At 35.0% G+C, this 20676-nt stretch carries 23 protein-coding genes and 2 pseudogenes; 23 read left to right on the top strand and 2 right to left on the bottom strand.

Annotation, left to right across the window (positions count from 1 at the left end):
* Positions 1 to 35 precede the first annotated feature (35 nt).
* A complete protein-coding gene (locus J3U68_RS07995; RefSeq protein ID WP_267375928.1) occupies positions 36 to 260 on the bottom strand; it encodes a hypothetical protein in 225 nt (74 codons plus the stop codon).
* Between J3U68_RS07995 and J3U68_RS07990 the strand changes: the two genes are divergently transcribed.
* A complete protein-coding gene (locus J3U68_RS07990; protein WP_267375926.1) occupies positions 259 to 2169 on the top strand; it encodes a VENN motif pre-toxin domain-containing protein in 1911 nt (636 codons plus the stop codon). The genes J3U68_RS07995 and J3U68_RS07990 overlap by 2 nt on opposite strands.
* A complete protein-coding gene (locus J3U68_RS07985) occupies positions 2166 to 2390 on the top strand; it encodes a CPCC family cysteine-rich protein (protein ID WP_267375924.1) in 225 nt (74 codons plus the stop codon). Before J3U68_RS07990 ends, J3U68_RS07985 begins: the two co-directional genes overlap by 4 nt.
* 22 nt (positions 2391 to 2412) lie before the next feature.
* Here J3U68_RS07985 and J3U68_RS10710 read toward each other — a convergent pair whose 3' ends face one another.
* The gene (locus J3U68_RS10710; protein WP_416384661.1) at positions 2413 to 2481 is read right to left on the bottom strand and encodes a hypothetical protein; all 69 of its coding nucleotides are present in this window, start codon (positions 2479 to 2481) and stop codon (positions 2413 to 2415) included.
* A 212-nt stretch (positions 2482 to 2693) separates the two neighbouring features.
* Here J3U68_RS10710 and J3U68_RS10705 point away from each other — a divergent pair.
* The 21 genes and pseudogenes from J3U68_RS10705 to J3U68_RS07885 all read left to right on the top strand — a co-directional run.
* Positions 2694 to 2801, top strand: a pseudogene (locus J3U68_RS10705) (hypothetical protein); the annotation flags it as partial.
* 575 nt (positions 2802 to 3376) lie between these two features.
* Positions 3377 to 3574 (top strand): hypothetical protein, encoded by a 198-nt coding sequence (locus J3U68_RS07980; protein WP_267375922.1) that lies wholly within the window; start codon positions 3377 to 3379, stop codon positions 3572 to 3574.
* Between the two features lie 90 nt (positions 3575 to 3664).
* Positions 3665 to 3859: a DUF637 domain-containing protein gene (locus J3U68_RS07975; protein WP_267375921.1), complete on the top strand. Its 195-nt coding sequence runs from the start codon at positions 3665 to 3667 to the stop codon at positions 3857 to 3859.
* Complete coding sequence (locus J3U68_RS07970; RefSeq protein WP_267375920.1) at positions 3810 to 4055, top strand: hypothetical protein; 246 nt, start codon at positions 3810 to 3812, stop codon at positions 4053 to 4055. Before J3U68_RS07975 ends, J3U68_RS07970 begins: the two co-directional genes overlap by 50 nt.
* The gene (locus J3U68_RS07965) at positions 3994 to 5139 is read left to right on the top strand and encodes a VENN motif pre-toxin domain-containing protein (RefSeq protein ID WP_416384660.1); all 1146 of its coding nucleotides are present in this window, start codon (positions 3994 to 3996) and stop codon (positions 5137 to 5139) included. The genes J3U68_RS07970 and J3U68_RS07965 overlap by 62 nt, the downstream gene beginning before the upstream one ends.
* Positions 5136 to 5450 (top strand): hypothetical protein, encoded by a 315-nt coding sequence (locus J3U68_RS07960; protein WP_267375916.1) that lies wholly within the window; start codon positions 5136 to 5138, stop codon positions 5448 to 5450. Before J3U68_RS07965 ends, J3U68_RS07960 begins: the two co-directional genes overlap by 4 nt.
* 423 nt (positions 5451 to 5873) lie before the next feature.
* A complete protein-coding gene (locus J3U68_RS07955; protein WP_267375915.1) occupies positions 5874 to 6140 on the top strand; it encodes a hypothetical protein in 267 nt (88 codons plus the stop codon).
* 17 nt (positions 6141 to 6157) lie between these two features.
* Positions 6158 to 6484: a hypothetical protein gene (locus J3U68_RS07950; RefSeq protein ID WP_267375914.1), complete on the top strand. Its 327-nt coding sequence runs from the start codon at positions 6158 to 6160 to the stop codon at positions 6482 to 6484.
* Positions 6485 to 6886: 402 nt separating this feature from the next.
* The gene (locus J3U68_RS07945; protein WP_267375912.1) at positions 6887 to 7159 is read left to right on the top strand and encodes a hypothetical protein; all 273 of its coding nucleotides are present in this window, start codon (positions 6887 to 6889) and stop codon (positions 7157 to 7159) included.
* A 139-nt stretch (positions 7160 to 7298) separates the two neighbouring features.
* Positions 7299 to 7871 carry a hypothetical protein gene (locus J3U68_RS07940; RefSeq protein ID WP_267375910.1) on the top strand — a complete coding sequence of 191 codons (573 nt, stop codon included), beginning with the start codon at positions 7299 to 7301 and terminating at the stop codon, positions 7869 to 7871.
* A 12-nt stretch (positions 7872 to 7883) separates the two neighbouring features.
* Complete coding sequence (locus J3U68_RS07935) at positions 7884 to 8528, top strand: hypothetical protein (protein ID WP_267375908.1); 645 nt, start codon at positions 7884 to 7886, stop codon at positions 8526 to 8528.
* A gap of 252 nt (positions 8529 to 8780) precedes the next feature.
* Positions 8781 to 9110 carry a hypothetical protein gene (locus J3U68_RS07930; protein ID WP_267375907.1) on the top strand — a complete coding sequence of 110 codons (330 nt, stop codon included), beginning with the start codon at positions 8781 to 8783 and terminating at the stop codon, positions 9108 to 9110.
* Positions 9111 to 9118: 8 nt separating this feature from the next.
* Positions 9119 to 9589 (top strand): hypothetical protein, encoded by a 471-nt coding sequence (locus J3U68_RS07925; RefSeq protein ID WP_267375906.1) that lies wholly within the window; start codon positions 9119 to 9121, stop codon positions 9587 to 9589.
* 350 nt (positions 9590 to 9939) lie between these two features.
* Positions 9940 to 10098: a hypothetical protein gene (locus J3U68_RS07920; protein WP_267375905.1), complete on the top strand. Its 159-nt coding sequence runs from the start codon at positions 9940 to 9942 to the stop codon at positions 10096 to 10098.
* Between the two features lie 48 nt (positions 10099 to 10146).
* Positions 10147 to 10455: a helix-turn-helix domain-containing protein gene (locus J3U68_RS07915; protein WP_267375904.1), complete on the top strand. Its 309-nt coding sequence runs from the start codon at positions 10147 to 10149 to the stop codon at positions 10453 to 10455.
* A 372-nt stretch (positions 10456 to 10827) separates the two neighbouring features.
* Entirely contained in the window at positions 10828 to 13209 is a 2382-nt protein-coding gene (locus J3U68_RS07910; RefSeq protein ID WP_267375903.1) for a type I restriction-modification system subunit M, read from the top strand.
* A gap of 5 nt (positions 13210 to 13214) precedes the next feature.
* Entirely contained in the window at positions 13215 to 14558 is a 1344-nt protein-coding gene (locus tag J3U68_RS07905; RefSeq protein ID WP_267375902.1) for a restriction endonuclease subunit S, read from the top strand.
* 20 nt (positions 14559 to 14578) lie between these two features.
* Positions 14579 to 17620, top strand: coding sequence for a type I restriction endonuclease subunit R (locus J3U68_RS07900; RefSeq protein ID WP_267375901.1), 3042 nt, complete (start codon positions 14579 to 14581; stop codon positions 17618 to 17620).
* Between the two features lie 19 nt (positions 17621 to 17639).
* Positions 17640 to 18623 carry a hypothetical protein gene (locus J3U68_RS07895; RefSeq protein WP_267375900.1) on the top strand — a complete coding sequence of 328 codons (984 nt, stop codon included), beginning with the start codon at positions 17640 to 17642 and terminating at the stop codon, positions 18621 to 18623.
* 59 nt (positions 18624 to 18682) lie between these two features.
* Positions 18683 to 19890, top strand: a pseudogene (locus J3U68_RS07890) (IS256 family transposase).
* 64 nt (positions 19891 to 19954) lie between these two features.
* Positions 19955 to 20200, top strand: coding sequence for a hypothetical protein (locus tag J3U68_RS07885; RefSeq protein ID WP_267375898.1), 246 nt, complete (start codon positions 19955 to 19957; stop codon positions 20198 to 20200).
* Positions 20201 to 20676 lie beyond the last annotated feature (476 nt).

Here is a 20676-nt window from a genome sequence, read left to right as displayed (position 1 = left end):
TCCGGACTAGGCTCAAGTGAACCGGGCAAACCGCACTATACACCGAGCATACCGCAGCACCAAAGTGGCAGCGATAAAAGCACCACCCATGCCACCTTAAGCCCGGGACAGATCATCATCAATGGTAAAGAGACCAGCGTAGAAGAACTGGGTATCCACAGCGACATCAACACTGCGCATAGCCAAGTAAACCAATTGCCGGATTTACAGCAAATACTCGACAAACAGCAGGCAGTAGCCGACGCCACCGCAACCATCATGCAAAGTGTGCGTACCTTCAGTAGCGACATGGCCAACAAAGCGGCCAAAGAACGCTTAGAAGCGCGAGAGCAAGCTGAACAGGAAATGCATAACAACAACCCAGAACTATGGCAAGAATATAACAAACTGACAGAATCAGAAAAACAACAAGTACTAAGAAAGACCAATAAAGAATATCAAGCAGCAGAAGATCAGGCCCAATCCTGGGGCATAGGTGGCAACAAGAGCCGCGCCTTAAATGCTGTCATCACCGCCATCACCGGCATATTGGGAGGACAAACCAATATGCAAGTGCTAACCAACACCTTAGCCCCATATGTCTCCGAACTAATAGGGCGGAAGTTTGGACATGGAGAAGATCAGAACAAAGCAGCTCAACTACTGGCCCATGCGATATTGGGAGCAGTTACGGCAAGCGTCAACGGAGGCAATGCAGCCGCCGGAGCAGCAGGCGCAACGGGAGCGGAACTAGCAGCAGATTACCTGATTAGTCAATTACCTAAAGACAAATATCCAGAAGCCATAAATCCATTAACAGGAGAAATCGACCCGAACAGACTGCCGGAAGAGGTGAAAAGCACCATAAGAGACCTGTCATCCGCAGTCGCCTCAGTAGCAGGGGGGATAACCGGGGGGAATATAAGCAATGCGCAGATAGCCGGAGTGGCAGGGATGAATGCGGTTGAGAATAATGCCCTTATAAATATTAAAGGAGAAAGTAAACTAAATTCTGAAGAGAGAAAAATAAATGACAAGCTTAAAAAGGCAGGCGTACAAATTGCAGATGATTATCAGAAAAGATATGACGCTTGTGTAACAGATCAATGTAGAGAACAAGTAGAAAAAGATTATAGAAAAGCCTCAGAAGAGGCAAAGAAAATCATATTGAATTTGTATATGACGGGACAACTAACAGAAGAAGAATCCAAAATATTATTGACAAGCTATGCTACAAAAATGATGCAAGGAGCGGGCGAAAGCCAAAGAGCAAGAGGATCACGCATCATAAATATAAACGCAAATGAATGGATACCAGCGACAAGAATGTCGAATGAGTATTTTAATCAAATAATCATGACTAACCTGGTAAAACATATGAAGCGCTCAGGAAATTCAGATGAACAAATAGCGACAAGAGTATTTCAATATGAACTAGTGGCAAATTACCTAGGTTCATATAGTGAATTGCAACAGCAAGTAGATGCATTAATGATTGGGGGAGTGGGTATTGATGCTGTGATACATGCAGCAGTATTAAGAAAGGGAAGAAAATTAACAAATCAAGAGATAAGATTAATAAGAGAAAGGTATAATGCCAAATGGAATGCTGGTAAGAATACACCAATAAAAATGCTGCAAAGGCCCCCCAAGAGACTAGAAAATGAATCGAATGCTGGAAAGGGGACGGGCGCCAACAAGCCATTAGACAAAAAAGCGTTAGAAGCAAATCACGGAAAAGGGAATGTTAAACAAGGGGGTGGAAAATATAAACAAACTAAGGATAAAATACTTGAAAATCAGGTTACCAATCAGAAAGGAAATAAAAGTAGCAAGTTTAGTGCCCTTGTAAAAAAAGAACAAGATATTAATGCTAATTTAGGTAAGCGTCCAGAAGATAAAATTTGGACAGAAACAAATAAAAAAGAGCCAGTTAAAAATGCTTACGATCATTGGGATAAACATAAAAATGAGTTTCCTGAATTTCAAAATTCAAAACAATACGTTGATGCTACCCATAATTTTGTAAGAAATCCACCTAAAGGAACTTTGACAAAAGTTAGAAAAAATGGGGATACGCTATACTACAATCCATTAAAAAATATTTTTGCAATAAAAAATGCAGATGGAACACCTAGAACAATGTTTAAACCTAAAAAAGGTTTAGAATACTGGAATAAACAAAAATGATTGAAAAAAAATTATATTCTTGCCCATGCTGTGGTAATAAAACTATAAGTAATTTGGGTGACTACGAAATATGTTATATCTGCAATTGGGAAGATGATCCTGTTCAATCAGATGATCCAGATTTTTCCGGCGGAGCGAATGTAGAAAGCTTAAATGAGGCAAAAAAAATGTATCAACAGTTAATTCAGAAAAACAAAGATCCCTTAATTAGAGATCTTTGATATTTAGCTTTGAAATTAAGCTTTAACAAAACTGGCTCTGTTCAACTTTAATAATGACCGGTTGTCCAGCATAAAACCCTATCTGCCCCAGCCACCTGCTTTTAATAGTCAGTTGAGGGCTGGGGTTGGGTTTTGTGGCACGTAACCGACGGTGTAAAATCGCTCAGTGGGTTGTAGTGCTGGTGCTTTGTCTGTGGTTGATTTTAGCGTTGAACATATATTAGCCATAGTTAACTCCGTAATAGTTAGTTGTGGTTAGCAAGTTAGCGGTTGCCTCAGTAGCAGGGGGAATAACCGGGGGGGAATATAAGCAATGCGCAGATAGCCGGAGTGGCAGGGATGAATGCGGTTGAAAATAATGCCCTTATTAATATTAAGGGAGAAAGTAAACTAAATCCCGAAGAGAGATAAATAAATGAGAAGCTTAAAAAGGCAGGCGTACAAATTGCAGATGATAATCAGAAAAGATATGACGCTTGTGTAACAGATCAATGTAGACAACAAGTAGAAAAAGATTATAGAAAAGCCTCTTGATGCAGAAAATCAAATTGAATTAAACCGTTATACGATAGATAGCGATAAGTTAGAACTATCTGTTGAACTCATCATTAAGAATATAATGACAAAAATATCATAGCGGTAATGATCCCCACCTAACTGGCGGGAATCTCATTATTGAAAACCAATCTAGTTTCAAAGCCAATACCGCGTCCATCAACGGAGGCGTCTCTGGACTAGGCTCAAGTGAACCGGGCAAACCGCACTATACACCGAGCATACCGCAGCATCAAAGTGGCAGCGATAAAAGCACCACCCATGCCACCTTAAGCCCGGGACAGATCATCATCAATGGTAAAGAGACCAGCGTAGAAGAACTGGGTATTCACAGCGACATCAACACTGCGCATAGCCAAGTAAACCAACTGCCGGATTTACAGCAAATACTCGACAAACAGCAGGCAGTAGCCGACGCCACCGCAACCATCATGCAAAGTGTGCGTACCTTCAGTAGCGACATGGCCAACAAAGCGGCCAAAGAACGCTTGGAAGCGCGAGAGCAAGCCGAACAGGAAATGTATAACAACAACCCAGAACTGTGGCAAGAATATAACAAACTGACAGAATCAGAAAAACAACTCGTACTAAGAAAGACCAATAAAGAATATCAAGCAGCAGATGATTAGGCCCAATCCTGGGGCATAGGCGGCAACAAGAGCCGCGCCTTAAATGCAGTCACCACCGCCATCACCGGCATATTGGGAGGACAAACCAATATGCAAGTGCTAACCAACACCTTAGCCCCATATGCCTCCGAATTAATAGGGCGGAAGTTTGGACATGGAGAAGATCAGAACAAAGCAGCTCAACTACTGGCCCATGCGATATTGGGAGCAGTTACGGCAAGCGTCAACGGAGGCAATGCAGCCGCCGGCGCAGCAGGCGCAACTAGCAGCAGATTACCTGATTAGTCAATTACCTAAAGACAAATATCCAGAAGCCATAAATCCACTAACAGGAGAAATCGACCCGAACAGACTGCCGGAAGAAGTGAAAAGCACCATAAGAGACCTGTCATCCGCAGTTGCCTCAGTAGCGGGGGGGAATAACCGGAGGGAATATAAGCAATGCGCAGATAGCCGGAGTGGCAGGGATGAATGCGGTTGAGAATAATTACCTATCAGAAGATAGGCTAATGTATTATTCCAAAAAATTAAGAAATTGTACTAACAAAAAAGAATGTGATCAAATAATTCAACAAATGAATGAAGAAGATGAGAGAAATAGAAAATTGCTGACAGATATATGTAGTAAAGATAGGTTCAGTAAAGCTTGTAGAGATCAAATAGGCAATGCCCAAAGCGGTGATGATATGGTCTATACACCGATAGATAATAACAATTTAGACGGAGTGAGGGGTAAATTTTTAGTTACTGATCTTTGTGGTATAAATCAAACTTGTATTAATACATTTTTAGAGCAAGATAGAAAAAATAAAGCAGATACAGAATTTGGAAAAGAGAAAACAATAAAACAACAAGCTTCCCAAATAAAGCAATATCCAATATATAAACATGTTGATTTTTCAGAGATGACAGATGAGGAAATATACAATTTTCATAATCAAATGTTATTGGGTATTGTGTTGTCAGGTGGAAGCAAGCTGGCAGGAAAAACATCAGGTAGGAAAAATTCACCAAATTCACAAGGAGAAAAAGGTAGTAATAAAATAAATGTTGCAGAAGCACTTAAAAAAAGTTTTAGAATTTTTAATGATAATATCAGTGCCGGAAAGGGATCTAAGGCAGGAAAGGGAACGGGCCTAACATCAACTCAAATAAAAGATGTTAAAGCAATTAGTGCTGCAGAGGCAAATAAACCACATATAGACTCTGGTTGGAATTCACCATACGATCCTTCAGCCCAAGTAAGGCAATTTACAACAGTCACGGAAATAAAGGGTGAATTTGTTCGTGTTTATGTGGAAGGGTTAAATAAACCTTCAGGAGCTTTTATTGTGAGGGCTAGTGAAATAAAAGGGATGACGCCACAGCAAATACAACAACATCTTGCTTTACCAGCAGTACCTACACATATAGTTGATGTTACAATACCGGCTGGAACAAAAATGCAAACAGGTAAAGTTGCAGCCCAACCTAATTTTGGAGTTCAAAATAAAGTGGGGACTCAATATCAATTATTGCAAGAAATACCTATCAATAATTTTCATAATAAGAGGCCAATAAAATGATTAGGCATATTAGTAAAAAAGATATAGTGGAAAGTTTATGTTTATCAAATAACCTGTATATAGTACGAGTAGATAGTTTTAATTCTATATTAAATAATGATATAAATAATAAAGTCAGAAATGTTTTTAAAATCGATAATGAAGGAAATGTTATTTGGCAAATTTTTTCTAATTCTGATTTAGAACAAGATGGTAGTTTTCAAGGGATTAGAATGGATGGAAATAGATTGAAAGGTTATAGGTGGAACGGCGGCCAATATGATATTAATATTGAAACAGGATTTGCTACACCAGAAATATTGTTAAAATAGTTATACTGACCCACAAATCCTAGTATAAAAAAACTTGGTTTTACTATAATGTAGACCTGAGCAAATTGTTTATCAACTTTTAGATCTGCATCGCCAGTTCAATAATCAACTTGCCCTGCTCAATCTTAATGATAACAGAGTTACCCACTTAAAGCCCTATCTGCTCTAGCCTCCTGCCTTTAATGGTCAGGTTGTCTGCGGATGGGTTTTGTGCATTGAGGTACGTAACCGATGGTATAAAATTGCTCAGAGGGGTTGGTGTGTTGGTGCTTTGTCTGTGGTTGATTCAGCTTAAAATATGTTGTAATTCATAGAAAATTTCCTCGTTTAAGGTTTGTGATTAGCAGATTAAAGGTCGCATTAGTAGCTTGGGGGAATAACCGGGGGAATATAAGCAATGCGCAGATAGCCTGAGTGGCAGGGATGAATGCGGTTGAGAATAGTGCCCTTATTAATATTAAAGGAGAAAGTAAACTAAATCCTGAAGAAAGAAAAATAAATGACAAGCTTAAAAAGGCAGGCGTACAAATTACAGATGATAATCAGAAAAGATATGACGCTTGTGTAACAGATCAATGTAGACAACAAGTAGAAAAAGACTCTAGAAAAGTCTCAGAAGAAGCAAACAAAATCATATTGAATTTGTATATGACGGGACAACTAACAGAAGAAGAATCCAAATATTATTGACAAGCTATGCTACAAAAATGATGCAAGGAGCGGGCGAAAGCCAAAGAGCAAGAGGATCACGCATCATAAATATAAACGCAAATGAATGGATACCAGCGACAAGAATGTCGAATGAGTATTTTCATCAAATAACCATGACCAACCTGGTAAAACAAATGAAACGGTCAGGGAAGTCAGATGAACAAATAGCGACAAGAGTACTTCAATATGAACTAGTGGCAAATCACCTAGGTTCATATAGTGTAATGCAGCAGCAAGTAGATGCATTAATGATTGGGGGAGTGGGTATTGATGCTGTGATACAAGCAGCAGTATTAAGAGCGGGAAGAAAATTAACAAATTAAGAGATAAGATTAATAAGAGAAAGGTATAATGCCAAATGGAATGCTGGTAAGAATACACCAATAAAAATGCTGCAAAGGCCCATCAAGGGACTAAAAAATGAATCGAATGCTGGAAAGTGAACTAAGGGGCAGGTAACTCCGGATTTACCTAAAACAAGAAAGGAGTTCTATGAAGATCTAAGATCTAAAGGATTTATTAGTAATGGACAATCACAGGGAGGCTACGAAACATGGAAAGGTCCAGATGGTGTCACTGTAACCATCACGCCAACAGGTGAAGTTATTAGAACGCAGAAAGAATGGAAATCAGATAGATCAGGTAAATACTCGGAACGACAAGATTATTTTGGTAATAGGATACCAGATCAATCACATTCAACTGGACATTTTGTGGAGTAAAGTATGAAATTAGAAGATGTATGTCTTGGAACTATAAATTTTAATAATTTTGGGCGTGATCTTATTTTTGATATATGGAGTACTTATAATGGGCATTCTTTGGGAAAAATTCATTGTAAAAATGTGAAGGAATTTGAATGCAGAAATATGCTGGATGGCGAAGAGTTATTTGGTTCTTATATTGCACTTGTGAAAATAGAATCAGAAACTTTGTTAATGGAGTCTGGAGAAGTTTGGATTAAAGTAATTAGCAATGAAATCATTTCCACTTTGTAAATTAACATTTTCCAAGTGGATAAGAATGGTAATACTATTAAAACCAAGGATGGATATGAAGTTTTGGATCTGGTGATAGTAGGTGATATCAGTCAACTCACAGAAAAAGAAGAAAAAGTATATCGTGAATTGAAAAGACATGATTAATGATCCTGAAAATATTGCTAAAGTCACAATTGATAAAGATGTTCCTTATGTAAATACCGGCGATTACATCAATCAAATTATTGATTTAGCAGATATTTATGAATATGACAAAGTTCCTTATGGAATGAGTGGTATAGCAGCAATAATGCATGAAATAGTTGAACAATATGAAAAATCTAAGCATGGAACACCTATTGGTAGTGCAGGTCGTTGGGATAAAAACCAAGGTGGTATACTGCAAGATGAAAATTCCGACTTTAATAAAGATCATGCAAATGCTGTCAAAGTACAGAATAAAATTGATAATACTGATAGAACACAGGGGGATATAATAGATATAAATTCTGGAAGAAAATATATAATGTTTTATATTGATCAAACAAATAATAAAGTTGTTGGTATAACTGAACAAAAAAAAGGGAATCAATTCACTCCACAAAAGACGGAAATCAAAACTGATAAAGATGGATATTACGATCTAGGGGTTAATAGATTTGATGATCGAGGAAACCCTCAATTCATAAGGGCTAGATTTAAATTGAAAAATGGCAAGCCTATTAAGTAAATGGAGAGTTATATGCTTAATTATTTAAAAAAAGGATTATTAATATCAATTTTAATAATTCAAAATCCATTAATTGCTAGAGAGTTTGATATAAAGGAACAGCAAAATTTTTTTTGTAAATTAGAGAAATTTGATCAATGTTTTTATACCGGAAATTGTTCATTAAGACAATTGAAAAAGTATACGGACTATTTTGATAAAATAACTGAGCATAATTATAAAAGCGTCAGTGATATATATGATACTATTCCAAAAATATTGGTCAAAGAAATTGACATTACAACAAATAAAAAAATATTTGAATATAGTGGTGCTCGGGTTTTCTATCTTTCAGGAGCTTACGTAGCTGGAAAATATAACTGGTTAACATGGTTTAAACAAAAAACTGGAATTAGTTATGAATCTCCAAAAAAAATATTTATGGATAATAAACCTGATCAATGTGGAATAAAAATGTTTGACAAATATTTATCATTACCATTACCAGAAGATGCTGATTTACTAACTTGCATAATACATTATCAATATATATATCGCTGTATACCAAATGATAAAGAGTTAATAAAAAATTTATTTTGCACATTAGGTTCAAAAAATTGTAAAATTGAAGGATTTAAAAAATTAAAATTTTATTTAGAATATTTAAAAGAAAATTAGATTATATAATAATATCTTCAAATCAATATTATAATAATCAAGATTCAATATATTACTTGAAAAGTAATTGAAAAATAATACTCATTTGGAATAATTGGTATTAAGAAATGAGCTAGTAAAAATGTAATTTGTAAAATATAAAATGTAGCAACGGGAGCGGAACTAGCAGCAGATTACCTGATTAGTCAATTACCTAAAGACAAATATCCAGAAGCCATTAATCCACTAACAGGAGAAATCGACCCGAACAGATTGCCGGAAGAAGTTGTTACTGAACACATCATTGTATCATCAGGGAAAGCACCAAAAACCTCAACACCAAACTCAATTTATGAAGTATCGAGAGCAAATGGTTCTAAAAGTGTTACTTATTATTATAAAAATGGGAATATGTTCTCAAGAGAAGATTATGGTCAATTGAATCCCCACAAAGAAATAAAATTAGGTCCAGACGGGAGAGCTGAAGCTCATGAACATAAAATAATGTATAATAATCAAGGAAAGCCTATTGGTAAATATTATAGAAAAATTGATAAAAACGGTAAACCATTAGGAGAATGGATTAATGATAAAAAGAAATAGGAAAAATTATGTCAAATGATGTAAGAGGATATATCTATCACTTAGGAGAAGAAGATTTAACTTCTTTGATAGATTTTATTGAAAAAAAATATAATATTGGAATAAAGAATATTGGAATCAATGAGCTATATAATTTTCCCGATTTAATGTTACCTAATAAGCAAAAACAATTTATTTTTGTAATTGGTGATGATAACGAGTATTTTAATGCAAGTTTTTTAATTGATTATATTGATTATGCCCCTGAAACAAATTTAGGTTTTCCAAATATTGCTGAAGATCGGCTTAATATCCTTTTTAATGTTATGTCAGAAATAATTAAAATTACTAATGCATCTAAAATGGTTATATCATTGACTGACAGTTGTGAAATAGAAACGATAAAAAAAATAAATTTTTCTGAAATGAGAGAAATTATTCATGCTGATTTTGAAGCATATCAAGCACCGCCTGATACACTTTATGAAATTATATGTTAACAAATTCTTTTTTAATAAATCAGGCTCTATAACCAACTTGCTCTGCTCAATCTTAACGATAACAGGGTTACCCACTTAAAGCCCTATCTGCTCTAGCCTCCTGCCTTTAATGGTCAGGTTGTCTGCGGATGGGTTTTGTGCATTGAGGTACGTAACCGATGGTATAAAATTGCTCAGAGGGGTTGGTGTGTTGGTGCTTTGTCTGTGGTTGATTCAGCTTAAAATATGTTGTAATTCATAGAAAATTTCCTCGTTTAAGGTTTGTGATTAGCAGATTAAAGGTCGCATTAGTAGCTTGGGGGAATAACCGGGGGAATATAAGCAATGCGCAGATAGCCGGAGTGGCAGGGATGAATGCGGTTGAGAATAATCCCCTTATTAATATTAGAGGAGAAAGTAAACTAAATCCCGAAGAGAGAAAAATAAATGAGAAGCTTAAAAAGGCAGGCGTACAAATTGCAGATGATTATCAGAAAAGATATGACGATTGTGTAACAGATCAATATTAAAGTTTCTCATTAATAATTCATGTGTAATTGATGATTTTAGGAGGTATTATGAATAGCAAAAAGGACTGGCATCCTGCCGATATTATTGCAGCATTGAAAAAGAAAGGAACAACGCTATCTGCGTTATCTAGACAATCTGGCTATGCACCTTCAACGCTCTCTAACACACTTGTACGCCCATGGACGAAAGGCGTACTGATTATTGCCAATGCATTAGGTGTAGAGGCTAAACAAATTTGGCCCTCTCGTTATAGAAAGAAAATTTGGGTATTGCGAATTAAAAATGTGTATAGAAACAATCTAATATCTATTACAGACAATACTAAAAAGTCAGGTTTAATAAAATGCATGGCTTAAAGCACGCTTATACATAAACATGGTATGAAACACTAACAGGCTGTAGATCATCCAAAGCTGCTGGGCTATCAGGGAAAGAACTCACGCCGGCGCAGCAGATCAAAGATCAATGGACTCGGCAGATAATTAGCAGGGAATTTAGACATTATCGGGGGGTTTTGGTATTGAATACTGGCTTTTTATAAATGCCTAAATCTCCTTTTATTTCATTAAATTATTTAGACAACATACAAATCTGAATATAATTTATTTCTGTCTTTTTTTGTCCATCTAATATTTCTCATGTTTTACCTTCTATTGGTAATATAAAGATTATGCTATCATTTATTGCATAAATTTAAGTTAAAAAGTTACTCATAACTAAGGTAAAAAATGAATCACAGCGCACACAATAAACTTATTTCTTTTATTTGGTCTATAGCCGATGATTGTTTGCGCGATGTTTATGTGCGGGGAAAATACCGTGATGTGATTTTGCCTATGGTGGTTTTACGGCGTATTGACACATTATTAGAACCAACTAAACAAGCGGTATTAACAGAATATCATGTTCAAAAAACAACCTATAAAAATACTGAGCTCGATGATTACCCATTGGAAAAAGCATCCGGTTATGTGTTTTATAACACGAGCAAATGGACGCTAAAACAGCTTCACCTTTCAGCTAATAATAGCAATCAAATTTTATTAACTAATTTTGAAGAATACCTTAATGGCTTTAGCAAAAATGTTAAAGAAATTATTCAATGCTTCAATTTAAAAGCACAGATTCGCCATATGGCGAATAAAGATGTGTTATTAGATGTTATTGAAAAATTTGTGTCACCTAAAATTAATTTGACACCACAAGAGGTTAAAGATCCCGATGGTAACCGTCTACCAGCTTTGACCAATTTAGGTATGGGGTATGTATTTGAAGAGCTGATTCGTAAGTTTAATGAAGAGAATAATGAAGAGGCTGGCGAACATTTTACGCCACGTGAAGTCATTGAACTGATGACCCATTTGATCTTTGATCCGATAAAAGATCAGTTACCGGAGGTTTTAACTATTTACGATCCAGCTTGTGGTAGTGGTGGCATGCTTACCGAATCACAGAATTTCATCGAAGAAAAATACCCCCTTGAAGGAACGGATCGTATGATTGAACTCTATGGTAAGGAGATCAATGATGAAACCTATGCTATCTGTAAATCCGATATGATGATTAAAGGTAATAATCCACAAAATATCAAAGTTGGCTCAACACTTTCTACCGATGAATTTGCAGGTTGTCCTTTTGATTTTATGTTGTCAAATCCACCTTATGGTAAAAGTTGGGCATCAGAACAAAAATATATCAAAGATGGCAAAAATGTCATCGATAATCGTTTTAAAGTGAAGTTAAAAGATTATTGGGGTAACGAACAAGAGGTTGATGCAATTCCTCGATCGAGTGACGGGCAATTACTGTTTTTAATGGAAATGATCAGTAAAATGAAATTGCCACAAGCTGGTGTGCAAGGATCTCGTATCGCTTCGGTTCATAATGGGTCTAGCTTGTTCACCGGTGATGCAGGTGGTGGCGAAAGTAATATTCGTCGTTATATTATTGAAAATGATCGCCTTGAGGCTATTGTCCAACTGCCTAATAACCTATTTTATAATACCGGCATAACCACCTATATTTGGTTACTAAGTAGTAACAAAGCTCCGCATCGTCAAGGTAAAGTACAATTAATTGATGCGAGTCTATTATTTCAAAAATTGCGTAAAAATTTAGGTGATAAAAATTGTGAGTTTTCACCTGAACATATCCGAGAAATCACTCAAACCTATTTGAATATGGCGACTATCGAACGGCAACTTGATAATAATAACGACCCGATTGGTATTGCCAGTCAATGTTTTGATAATAGTGATTTTGGTTATTATAAAGTTAATATTGAACGCCCCGATCGTCGTAAGGCACAATTTAATATTGAATCCCTTGCTGAACTGCGGTTTGATAAATCATTACGTGACGTGATGAGCCATTTATATAGTATTTATGGTGAGCATGTTTATCAGACTGGATTTTTAAAACCGCAACAAAAATCGATTCTAGACTGGTGTGATGATAATGGTATTAGTTTGAATAGCAAAGCCAAAGATAAAATTTTTGATACAAAATATTGGTTAAAGCTACAAACTCTTTATCAATCTGCATTAGCTATCATGCAGCAGGTTGGTGAGCAGGAGTACCGTGATTTTAACCTATTTAAACGGGATGTTGATAAAGCAATTAAGACATTGAGTCTAAAACTATCATCTAGTGAGAGAAATGCCATTTTAAATGCGGTGAGTTGGTATGACGAAAATGCCGAAAAAGTGATTCAAAAAGTGCATAGTTTGAATAAAGATAAACTCGAAAAGCTATTAGTGCATCTAGATTGTGAAGTGGAGCAATTAGCTGATTTTGGATATTTTGCGAAGGGTAAGCCTAACGAATATATCACTTATGAACCTTGTACTGATTTACGCGATGCAGAATCTATCCCACTGAAAGACAATATTCACCGCTACTTTTTAGCAGAAGTGCGACCATATGTCGCAGAAGCTTGGATTGACCTAGATAGTACTCAAATCGGTTACGAAATTAGCTTTAATAAATATTTTTATCGTCACAAGCAATTACGTTCATTAGAAGAGGTTACACATGATATCTTAGCCTTAGAACAACAAGTTGATGGTTTGATTGCCGATATTTTAGGTTTATCCGGTAAGAGTGAATAATGACAATGAAAAAAGTAATTAATATGCCTCGTTATTCGGTTTATAAAGATTCTGGAGTTGATTGGTTGGGATATATTCCTGAACATTGGAAAATACTCCGGTTTAACTTTGTTTTTTGTTTTAGTAAAGGTTTAAATATTACTAAAGAGAACTTACAAGATAATGGCATTCCCTGTGTTAATTATGGAGAAATTCATTCAAAATATGGTTTTGAGATAGACCAAATAAAACATCAACTTAAGTGTGTCAGCGATGAATATTTAAAAGCAAATAAAAAATCTTTACTAAGTTATGGTGACTTTGTTTTTGCGGATACCTCCGAAGATATAGAAGGTGCTGGAAATTTTAGCTATTTAAATAATGCTAAAGATACTGTATTTGCTGGTTATCATACAGTAATAACTAGACCTATTGTTGATGTAAATATACGGTTTTTGGCTTATATGCTTGATTCAGAATCTTATCGTTCTCAGATTAGAAATAAAGTTAAAGGTGTCAAAGTTTATAGTGTCACTAAAACTATTTTAAAAGATACAAATATTTGTTTACCTTCAGACACCGAGCAAATTGCTATTGCCAATTTTTTAGATAAAAAAACAATTCAAATAGATCAAGCGATTTCTATAAAACAAAAACAGATTGAACTATTAAAAGAACGTCAACAAATTATTATTCAACAAGCAGTAACAAAGGGATTAAATCCTAATGTACAAATGAAAGATTCCGGTATTGAGTGGATTGGGATGATCCCTGAACATTGGAAAATATCTAAGCTTAAGTATTTATTAGACGAAATAAATATCAGAACAGCAACTGGTAGTGAAGAACTATTATCCTTAAGTAAATATCAAGGGGTCATACCCAAATCATCTTTGGCAGAAAGAGCCGGTTATGCAGAGTCATTAGTTGGATATAAAATTGTTAAAAAAGGGTGTTTAGTTATAAATAAAATGCAAGCTGTAAACGGGCTATTAGCTGTCTCTAATTTTAATGGAATAACTAGTCCTGATTATTCTGTATATAAAGAAAAAAATAGTAATATTATTAATATAAATTTTCTCTGCCATTTATTACTTTGTCCCGAATTTCTTGCTGAGTTTAAAAAGAGGGTTACAGGAGTAATGGATGGTTTTATTCGTTTATATACTGCTGATTTATATTCAATTAGTATATTTTTTCCAGAAAAAGAAGAACAATCAACTATAGTTGATTACATAGAACAAAAGATGAAAAAATATAACAATTTAATTGATATAGAAACACAACAAATCGAAAAACTTAAAGAATATAAAACTACCCTAATTGATAGCGCAGTAACAGGAAAAATCAAAATTACGCCAGAAGAATAAATGTAAATGGAGAAGTGGATATGGTCAGTCAAACCAATGAGCAAGCCCTTGAAGCAACAATTGAAAAACAGTTAACCGGTACTTGTCTGGAAGAACTCAAGGGTGCAAAAGAACCTAATTTGGATCATCATTCAGACTATTATCAATTAGGATTGGCAAGGGATTTCAACGCCCAGTATGCCATTGACAACCACTTCTTCTGGTCTTTCCTGCATAATACCCAAGCCAATGAGCTGGATAAATTACAGAAAAATCACCCCCATGATTGGCAGCGTAAAGTACTGGATCGTTTTGATAAGTTAATTAAAAAATATGGCATCATTCATTTACTAAAAAAAGGCTTAGCCATAGATGATATTCATTTAACACTGATGTATCCAGCTCCGCTTGCCAGCAGTGGCGAGCAAGTGAAACATAATTTTGCGCAAAATATCTTTAGCTGTACACGTCAGGTACGTTATTCTCAGCTCAATCCTCTACAAGAAATTGATATGGTGCTGTTTATTAATGGTATCGCCATTATCACCCTTGAGTTAAAAAACCCGTGGACAGGTCAAACAGCTCAATATCATGGTCAAAAACAGTACCGCGAAGATCGAGATATCAATCAACCACTATTAACCTTTGCTCGTTGTTTAGTTCATATGACCGTCGATACTGACGAAGTGTATATGACTACTAAATTAGCTGGTAAGGATACCGTCTTTTTACCTTTCAATAAAGGTAATAACGAAGGTAAAGGTAATCCGGTTAATCCTAGTGGTCATAAAACGGCATATTTATGGGAAAGTATTTTTAAGAAAGCAAGCATTGCCAATATAATTCAGCATTTTGTACGTTTGGACGGTAGCAGTAAAGATTTATTAACCAAACGAACGCTGTTTTTTCCACGATACCATCAATTAGATGTTGTGCGTAAACTTATTGAAGATGTGGCTAGTCGCGGGACTGGTCATACCTATCTTATTCAACACTCAGCCGGTTCAGGCAAGTCCAATTCCATTACATGGGCAGCATACCAATTGATCGAAGTTTGTCCTCATAATAATTCAGTGACTGGCGCAAAAGGTATTGATTTGCCGCTCTTTGATTCAGTGATTGTGGTGACGGATCGCCGTCTTTTAGATAAGCAACTGCGTGATAATATCAGTGGTTTTTCAGAAGTAAAAAATATTATTGCTCATGCTCAAAAATCATCAGATTTAAAAGCAGCACTTGAAAATGGTAAAAAAATTATTATCACCACTATCCAAAAATTTCAGGTGATTGTTGATAGTATTAACGATCTGAGTGATAAACGCTTTGCAGTCATCATCGATGAAGCGCACAGTTCACAAAGTGGTTCAGCTCACGATAATATGAATAAAACTATGGGCAAAACGGCTAATGTCGATACCAATGAAAATGAAGATATTCAAGATGTCATTATCAAAACCATGCAGGCGCGAAAACTACGAGGCAATGCGTCTTACTTTGCATTCACAGCTACGCCTAAAAACATTACCTTAGAAAAATTTGGTGATCAGCAAGCTGATGGTACCTTTAAACCATTTCACTTGTATTCAATGAAACAAGCCATTGAAGAAGGCTTTATCTTAGATGTACTGACTAATTACACTACCTATAAATCTTATTACGAAATAGAAAAGTCGATTTCAGATAATCCACTGTTTGATACTCAAAAAGCACAAAAAAAATTACGCGCTTTTGTTGAGAGAAGTAAGCAAACCATCGCCGTTAAGGCTGAAATTATGTTGGATCATTTCCTTAATCAGGTAGTGAATAGTAAAAAGCTGAAAGGAAAAGCCAAAGGTATGGTAGTTACACAAAATATTGAAAGTGCTATCCACTATTATTTTGCTCTTAATGAACAGCTTAAACAACTCAATTATCCATTTAAAATACTAATTGCATTTTCCGGCGATAAAGAGATTGATGGAATTGAATATAGTGAAGCCAGTATCAACGGGTTTTCAGATAATGATACCTCCGAAAAATTTGACTCTGATGAGTATCGATTACTGGTTGTTGCCAACAAGTATTTGACTGGTTTTGACCAACCTAAACTTTGTACCATGTATGTGGATAAGAAATTACAACATGTGTTAGCTGTACAGGCTCTTTCTCGTCTTAATAGAGCAGCACCTAAATGGGGCAAGAAAACCGAAGATCTATTTGTGCTTGATTTTTTTAATAGTATTGAAGATATTAAGCAGGCGTTTGATCCTTTCTATACTGCAACCTCATTATCTCATGCGACCGATATTAATGTATTACACGAACTGAAAGATATGCTTGATGAACCTGGCATTTATGAATGGCATGAGGTTGAAACGTTTAATCAACTTTACTTTAAAGGTAGTGCAGCCGAATTACTTAGCCCAATTATTGACCTTGCTGCAGATCGTTTTAATGTTCAACTCGAATTAGATAACGACGATAAAGTTGATTTTAAAATTAAAGCGAAGCAATTTGTAAAAATTTATAGCCAAATGGCGGCTATCATACCGTTTGAAATGCCAATATGGGAAAAACTGTTTTGGTTCTTAAAATTCTTAATCCCTAAACTAAAAGTGAAAGATCCAGACATGGATAAATTAGATGAACTCCTTGAATCTGTAGATCTTAATTCATATGGTTTACAACGGGTAAAATTGAATCATAAAATTCAATTAGATACTGAAGATGCCGAACTCGACCCTCAAAATGCTAATCCAAGAGGTGCGCATACTGGCGAAAGTGAAGAAAGTACATTAGACGATATTGTGAATATGTTTAATGAACGTTGGTTTCAGGGTTGGAGCATTACTCCAGAAGATCAACGGGTGAAATTTATTTCCATTGTGCAAGATGTCACTGCTCATAAAGATTTTGATATGAAATATAAAAATAATCACGATCCCTATAATCGAGAATTGGCGTTCGAAAGAATCATGCGCGAAATCATGCTGGAAAATCGCCAGAAAGATATGCAACTCTATCAACTCTATGCTCACGATCCAGCCTTTCGGTCAGCATTTTTAGAGAGTATTAAAAGACAAGTAGGTCTTTTATCAAAGTAAAAGTAAAGGTGGATTGAATATGGCAAAAAAAACATGGGCGTATGCAAAGAATGAACAGGATGAGTTCATACAAGATAAAAATGATCCATCTAGATTTCGAACTTTCTATATTTGGGAAGTACTAAAATTAAAAAATACTTTACCAGAAGATTATAAAAAAATTAGTTTTTATAGTACGCAAGCGAATCCGTCAAACAGATCAAGAATGGCGCCAGTTAAGAATGGTTTTTTTAGATATATAGAAAATATGAAAGGTGGCAATAATAGCGAAGGTGATAATGAAACTATTTCCCATTCAACAGCTTTACTTGTTTTATCTGAATTAAAAAATATTAAATTTATTATTAAAGATAAAACTTATTTATTGAATTTTTCAAAGTTTATTATTGAACAACGCTTGCAGTTTGAAAATGGTAATGTTTATTTTCCTGACCTTATTGGTTATTTTTCTTCTGAATGTGATTTAGCAGAGAAATGGAATGGAAAAGTCGTTATCGAAATTGCAGTAAAACATAAATGCACGTCACAGAAGATACGTGATTTCTTAGAATATGGATTACCAATAATTGAAGTCAGTATTTCAGATAAAATTTGGTTTTCTAAGGAATTTAACGGAAAAGTTTATGATGCTAATGATGTCGAAAACTACTATAATTTTTTAAAAAAATTATTTAATAATAGAGTTTATGGTCACATACGTTCAAACCCTACATCATCTGATTACTATGAAAAACAATTACTCATAAAGGATAAAATAATAGATGATAATCAACAGAAATTTAATGAGTTCCAAGAATTATGTAAGCTTAAATTAACAGAGGCAATTAAACGGTATGATAACGTTAGGAATAGCTTAGATAATATAAAATTAACTAACCAACAGTTACAACAAGCATTATCTAAAAGCCAAGAAAACGAAAATGCTTTAAAAAAAAGAATTGAAGAAATAAAGTCTATGAGTTTTTGGGAAAAAATTAAACAGATTTTTAGACCCTGTAAATAAATTTGTGTATTTGTCTATTTTTGAACTACTCTAATGAGTAAAAAAATAGGTAGATATAAATGGACGAAAAAAGACTAAGAGAAATGGCCGCAGAGCTCGCCAAAGGCATAAAAACTCAGGAAGATTTAGGTAAATTAACGGGCTTTATGAATAAGTTCGTGATTGACACGGCTTTAAATGAAGAAATGGCTCAGCATCTAGGTCATGAAAAACATCAGAAAAAACGAGGTAGCAATACTCGTAATGGTTATAGTAAAAAGACTGTTATAAGTGATGATGGCGAGTTAGAGCTTGCCATTCCACGAGATAGAGAAAGTCGTTTTGAACCTCAGCTGGTTAAAAAGCATCAAACACGCATCGATAAAATTAATCATCAAATTCTCTTTTTATATGCTAAAGGTATGACAATAAGGGAAATTGCCAACACATTCAAAGAGATGTATGATGTTGATGTCTCTCCGACTCTGATTTCAAAGTGACAGATTCAGTAAAAGAGCAAGTGGTTGAATGGCAAAATCGTCCGCTTGAGAATATGTATCCAATTGTTTATTTGGACTGCATAGTGGTCAAAGTAAAACAAGATGGAAGTAGCATCAATAAATCCGTTTTTCTTGCGCTAGACATAAATGTGGAAGGTAAAAAGGAACTGCTTGGATTATGGATGGCAGAAAATGAAGGTGCCAAATTCTGGTTGTCAGTACTCACAGAACTTAAAAATCGAGGTGTTGAAGATATCTTAATTGCTTGTATAGATGGATTAAAGGGCTTCCCAGATGCGATTAATGCAGTGTATCCGGATTCTAAAATTCAACTTTGTATCATCCATATGGTGCGCAGTAGTCTGAAATTGGTGAGTTGGAAAGATTACAAAGAACTAAGCAAAGATTTAAAGATGATTTATCAGGCTCCAACCGAAGAACAGGCATTACAGGCACTCGCTCATTTTGAGGAGATTTGAGATGATAAATACCCGTATATTGGTCAATCCTAGCGCAGACATTGGGAAAATCTCAGCACCATCTTTGTTTATTTTCAGGATATTCGCAAAGCGATTTATACCACCAATGCGATAGAGTCTTTAAATAGTGTTATTCGTCATGCTATCAAGAAAAGAAAGGTATTCCCGACCGATGACTCAGTTAAAAAGGTCATCTATTTAGCGGTACAACAAGCATCAAAAAAATGGACAATGCCAATTCAAAACTGGGAGAGTGCGATGAATCGATTTATTATAGAATTTGGTGACAGAATGACTCGTCACCTCTAACTGGCAAATACACAAAATCTAGGATAGGGTCCTTATTATAGAAAATATACGTTGTTATGATCTTATGGTTATTCACAATGAATCTAATTATTATTATTCGTCTGGATTAAAATTTAATACTAAAGATCGTTTTATATCATTAGGTGGTTATGATATAGAACACTCGGATTCCAATATTTATAGTCGGGTTATTTTTAAAGGTAAAGTTTTTCTAGAATTAGAAGAGGAAAATATTATTCCTTTAATGATAGGATGTGATGATCAAATTGGCTATAAAGATATACAAAAAATAAATAACGAAAAAAACTGAAGTCATGAAAAAGAATAAATCTATGAATTTGAAACGTTTTAATTCTATAATATCATCAATATGGGAATTTGACTTTTTAATGAATTATTTTGCTAGTCAAGATGGTTATCATGAAGCAATTAAAAGTTATGTGTAGACTTTATAAAGAAAATTATGTGACAAATCAAGCTAAAGTATACTAGCTGGAAAGGGAAAGACAAATCTAACACCAATAAAAATTAATATTGCAAATGATTTTACAAAATCGCCTCAATCTAATTTGGGTAGGTCTGCTGATGATTTTACAAAAGATCTTCAGGCAGCAGGACATTAAGTTAAAGTAAGGCAATCAATAAGAGGTTTAGGACAAGAGGTCATTATCGAAGTTAAAGGTCATCCTGAAATTAGCCAGATACCGATACACGAACGCGGAGGACGTCACGACGGTAGTAATTATAAAGTATTAACCACAATACAAGGTTCGATAAAAGTTGTTG

Source organism: Snodgrassella sp. B3882, assembly GCF_026535915.1.
GTDB lineage: Bacteria > Pseudomonadota > Gammaproteobacteria > Burkholderiales > Neisseriaceae > Snodgrassella.
This window is presented reverse-complemented; position numbering and strand designations above follow the sequence as displayed.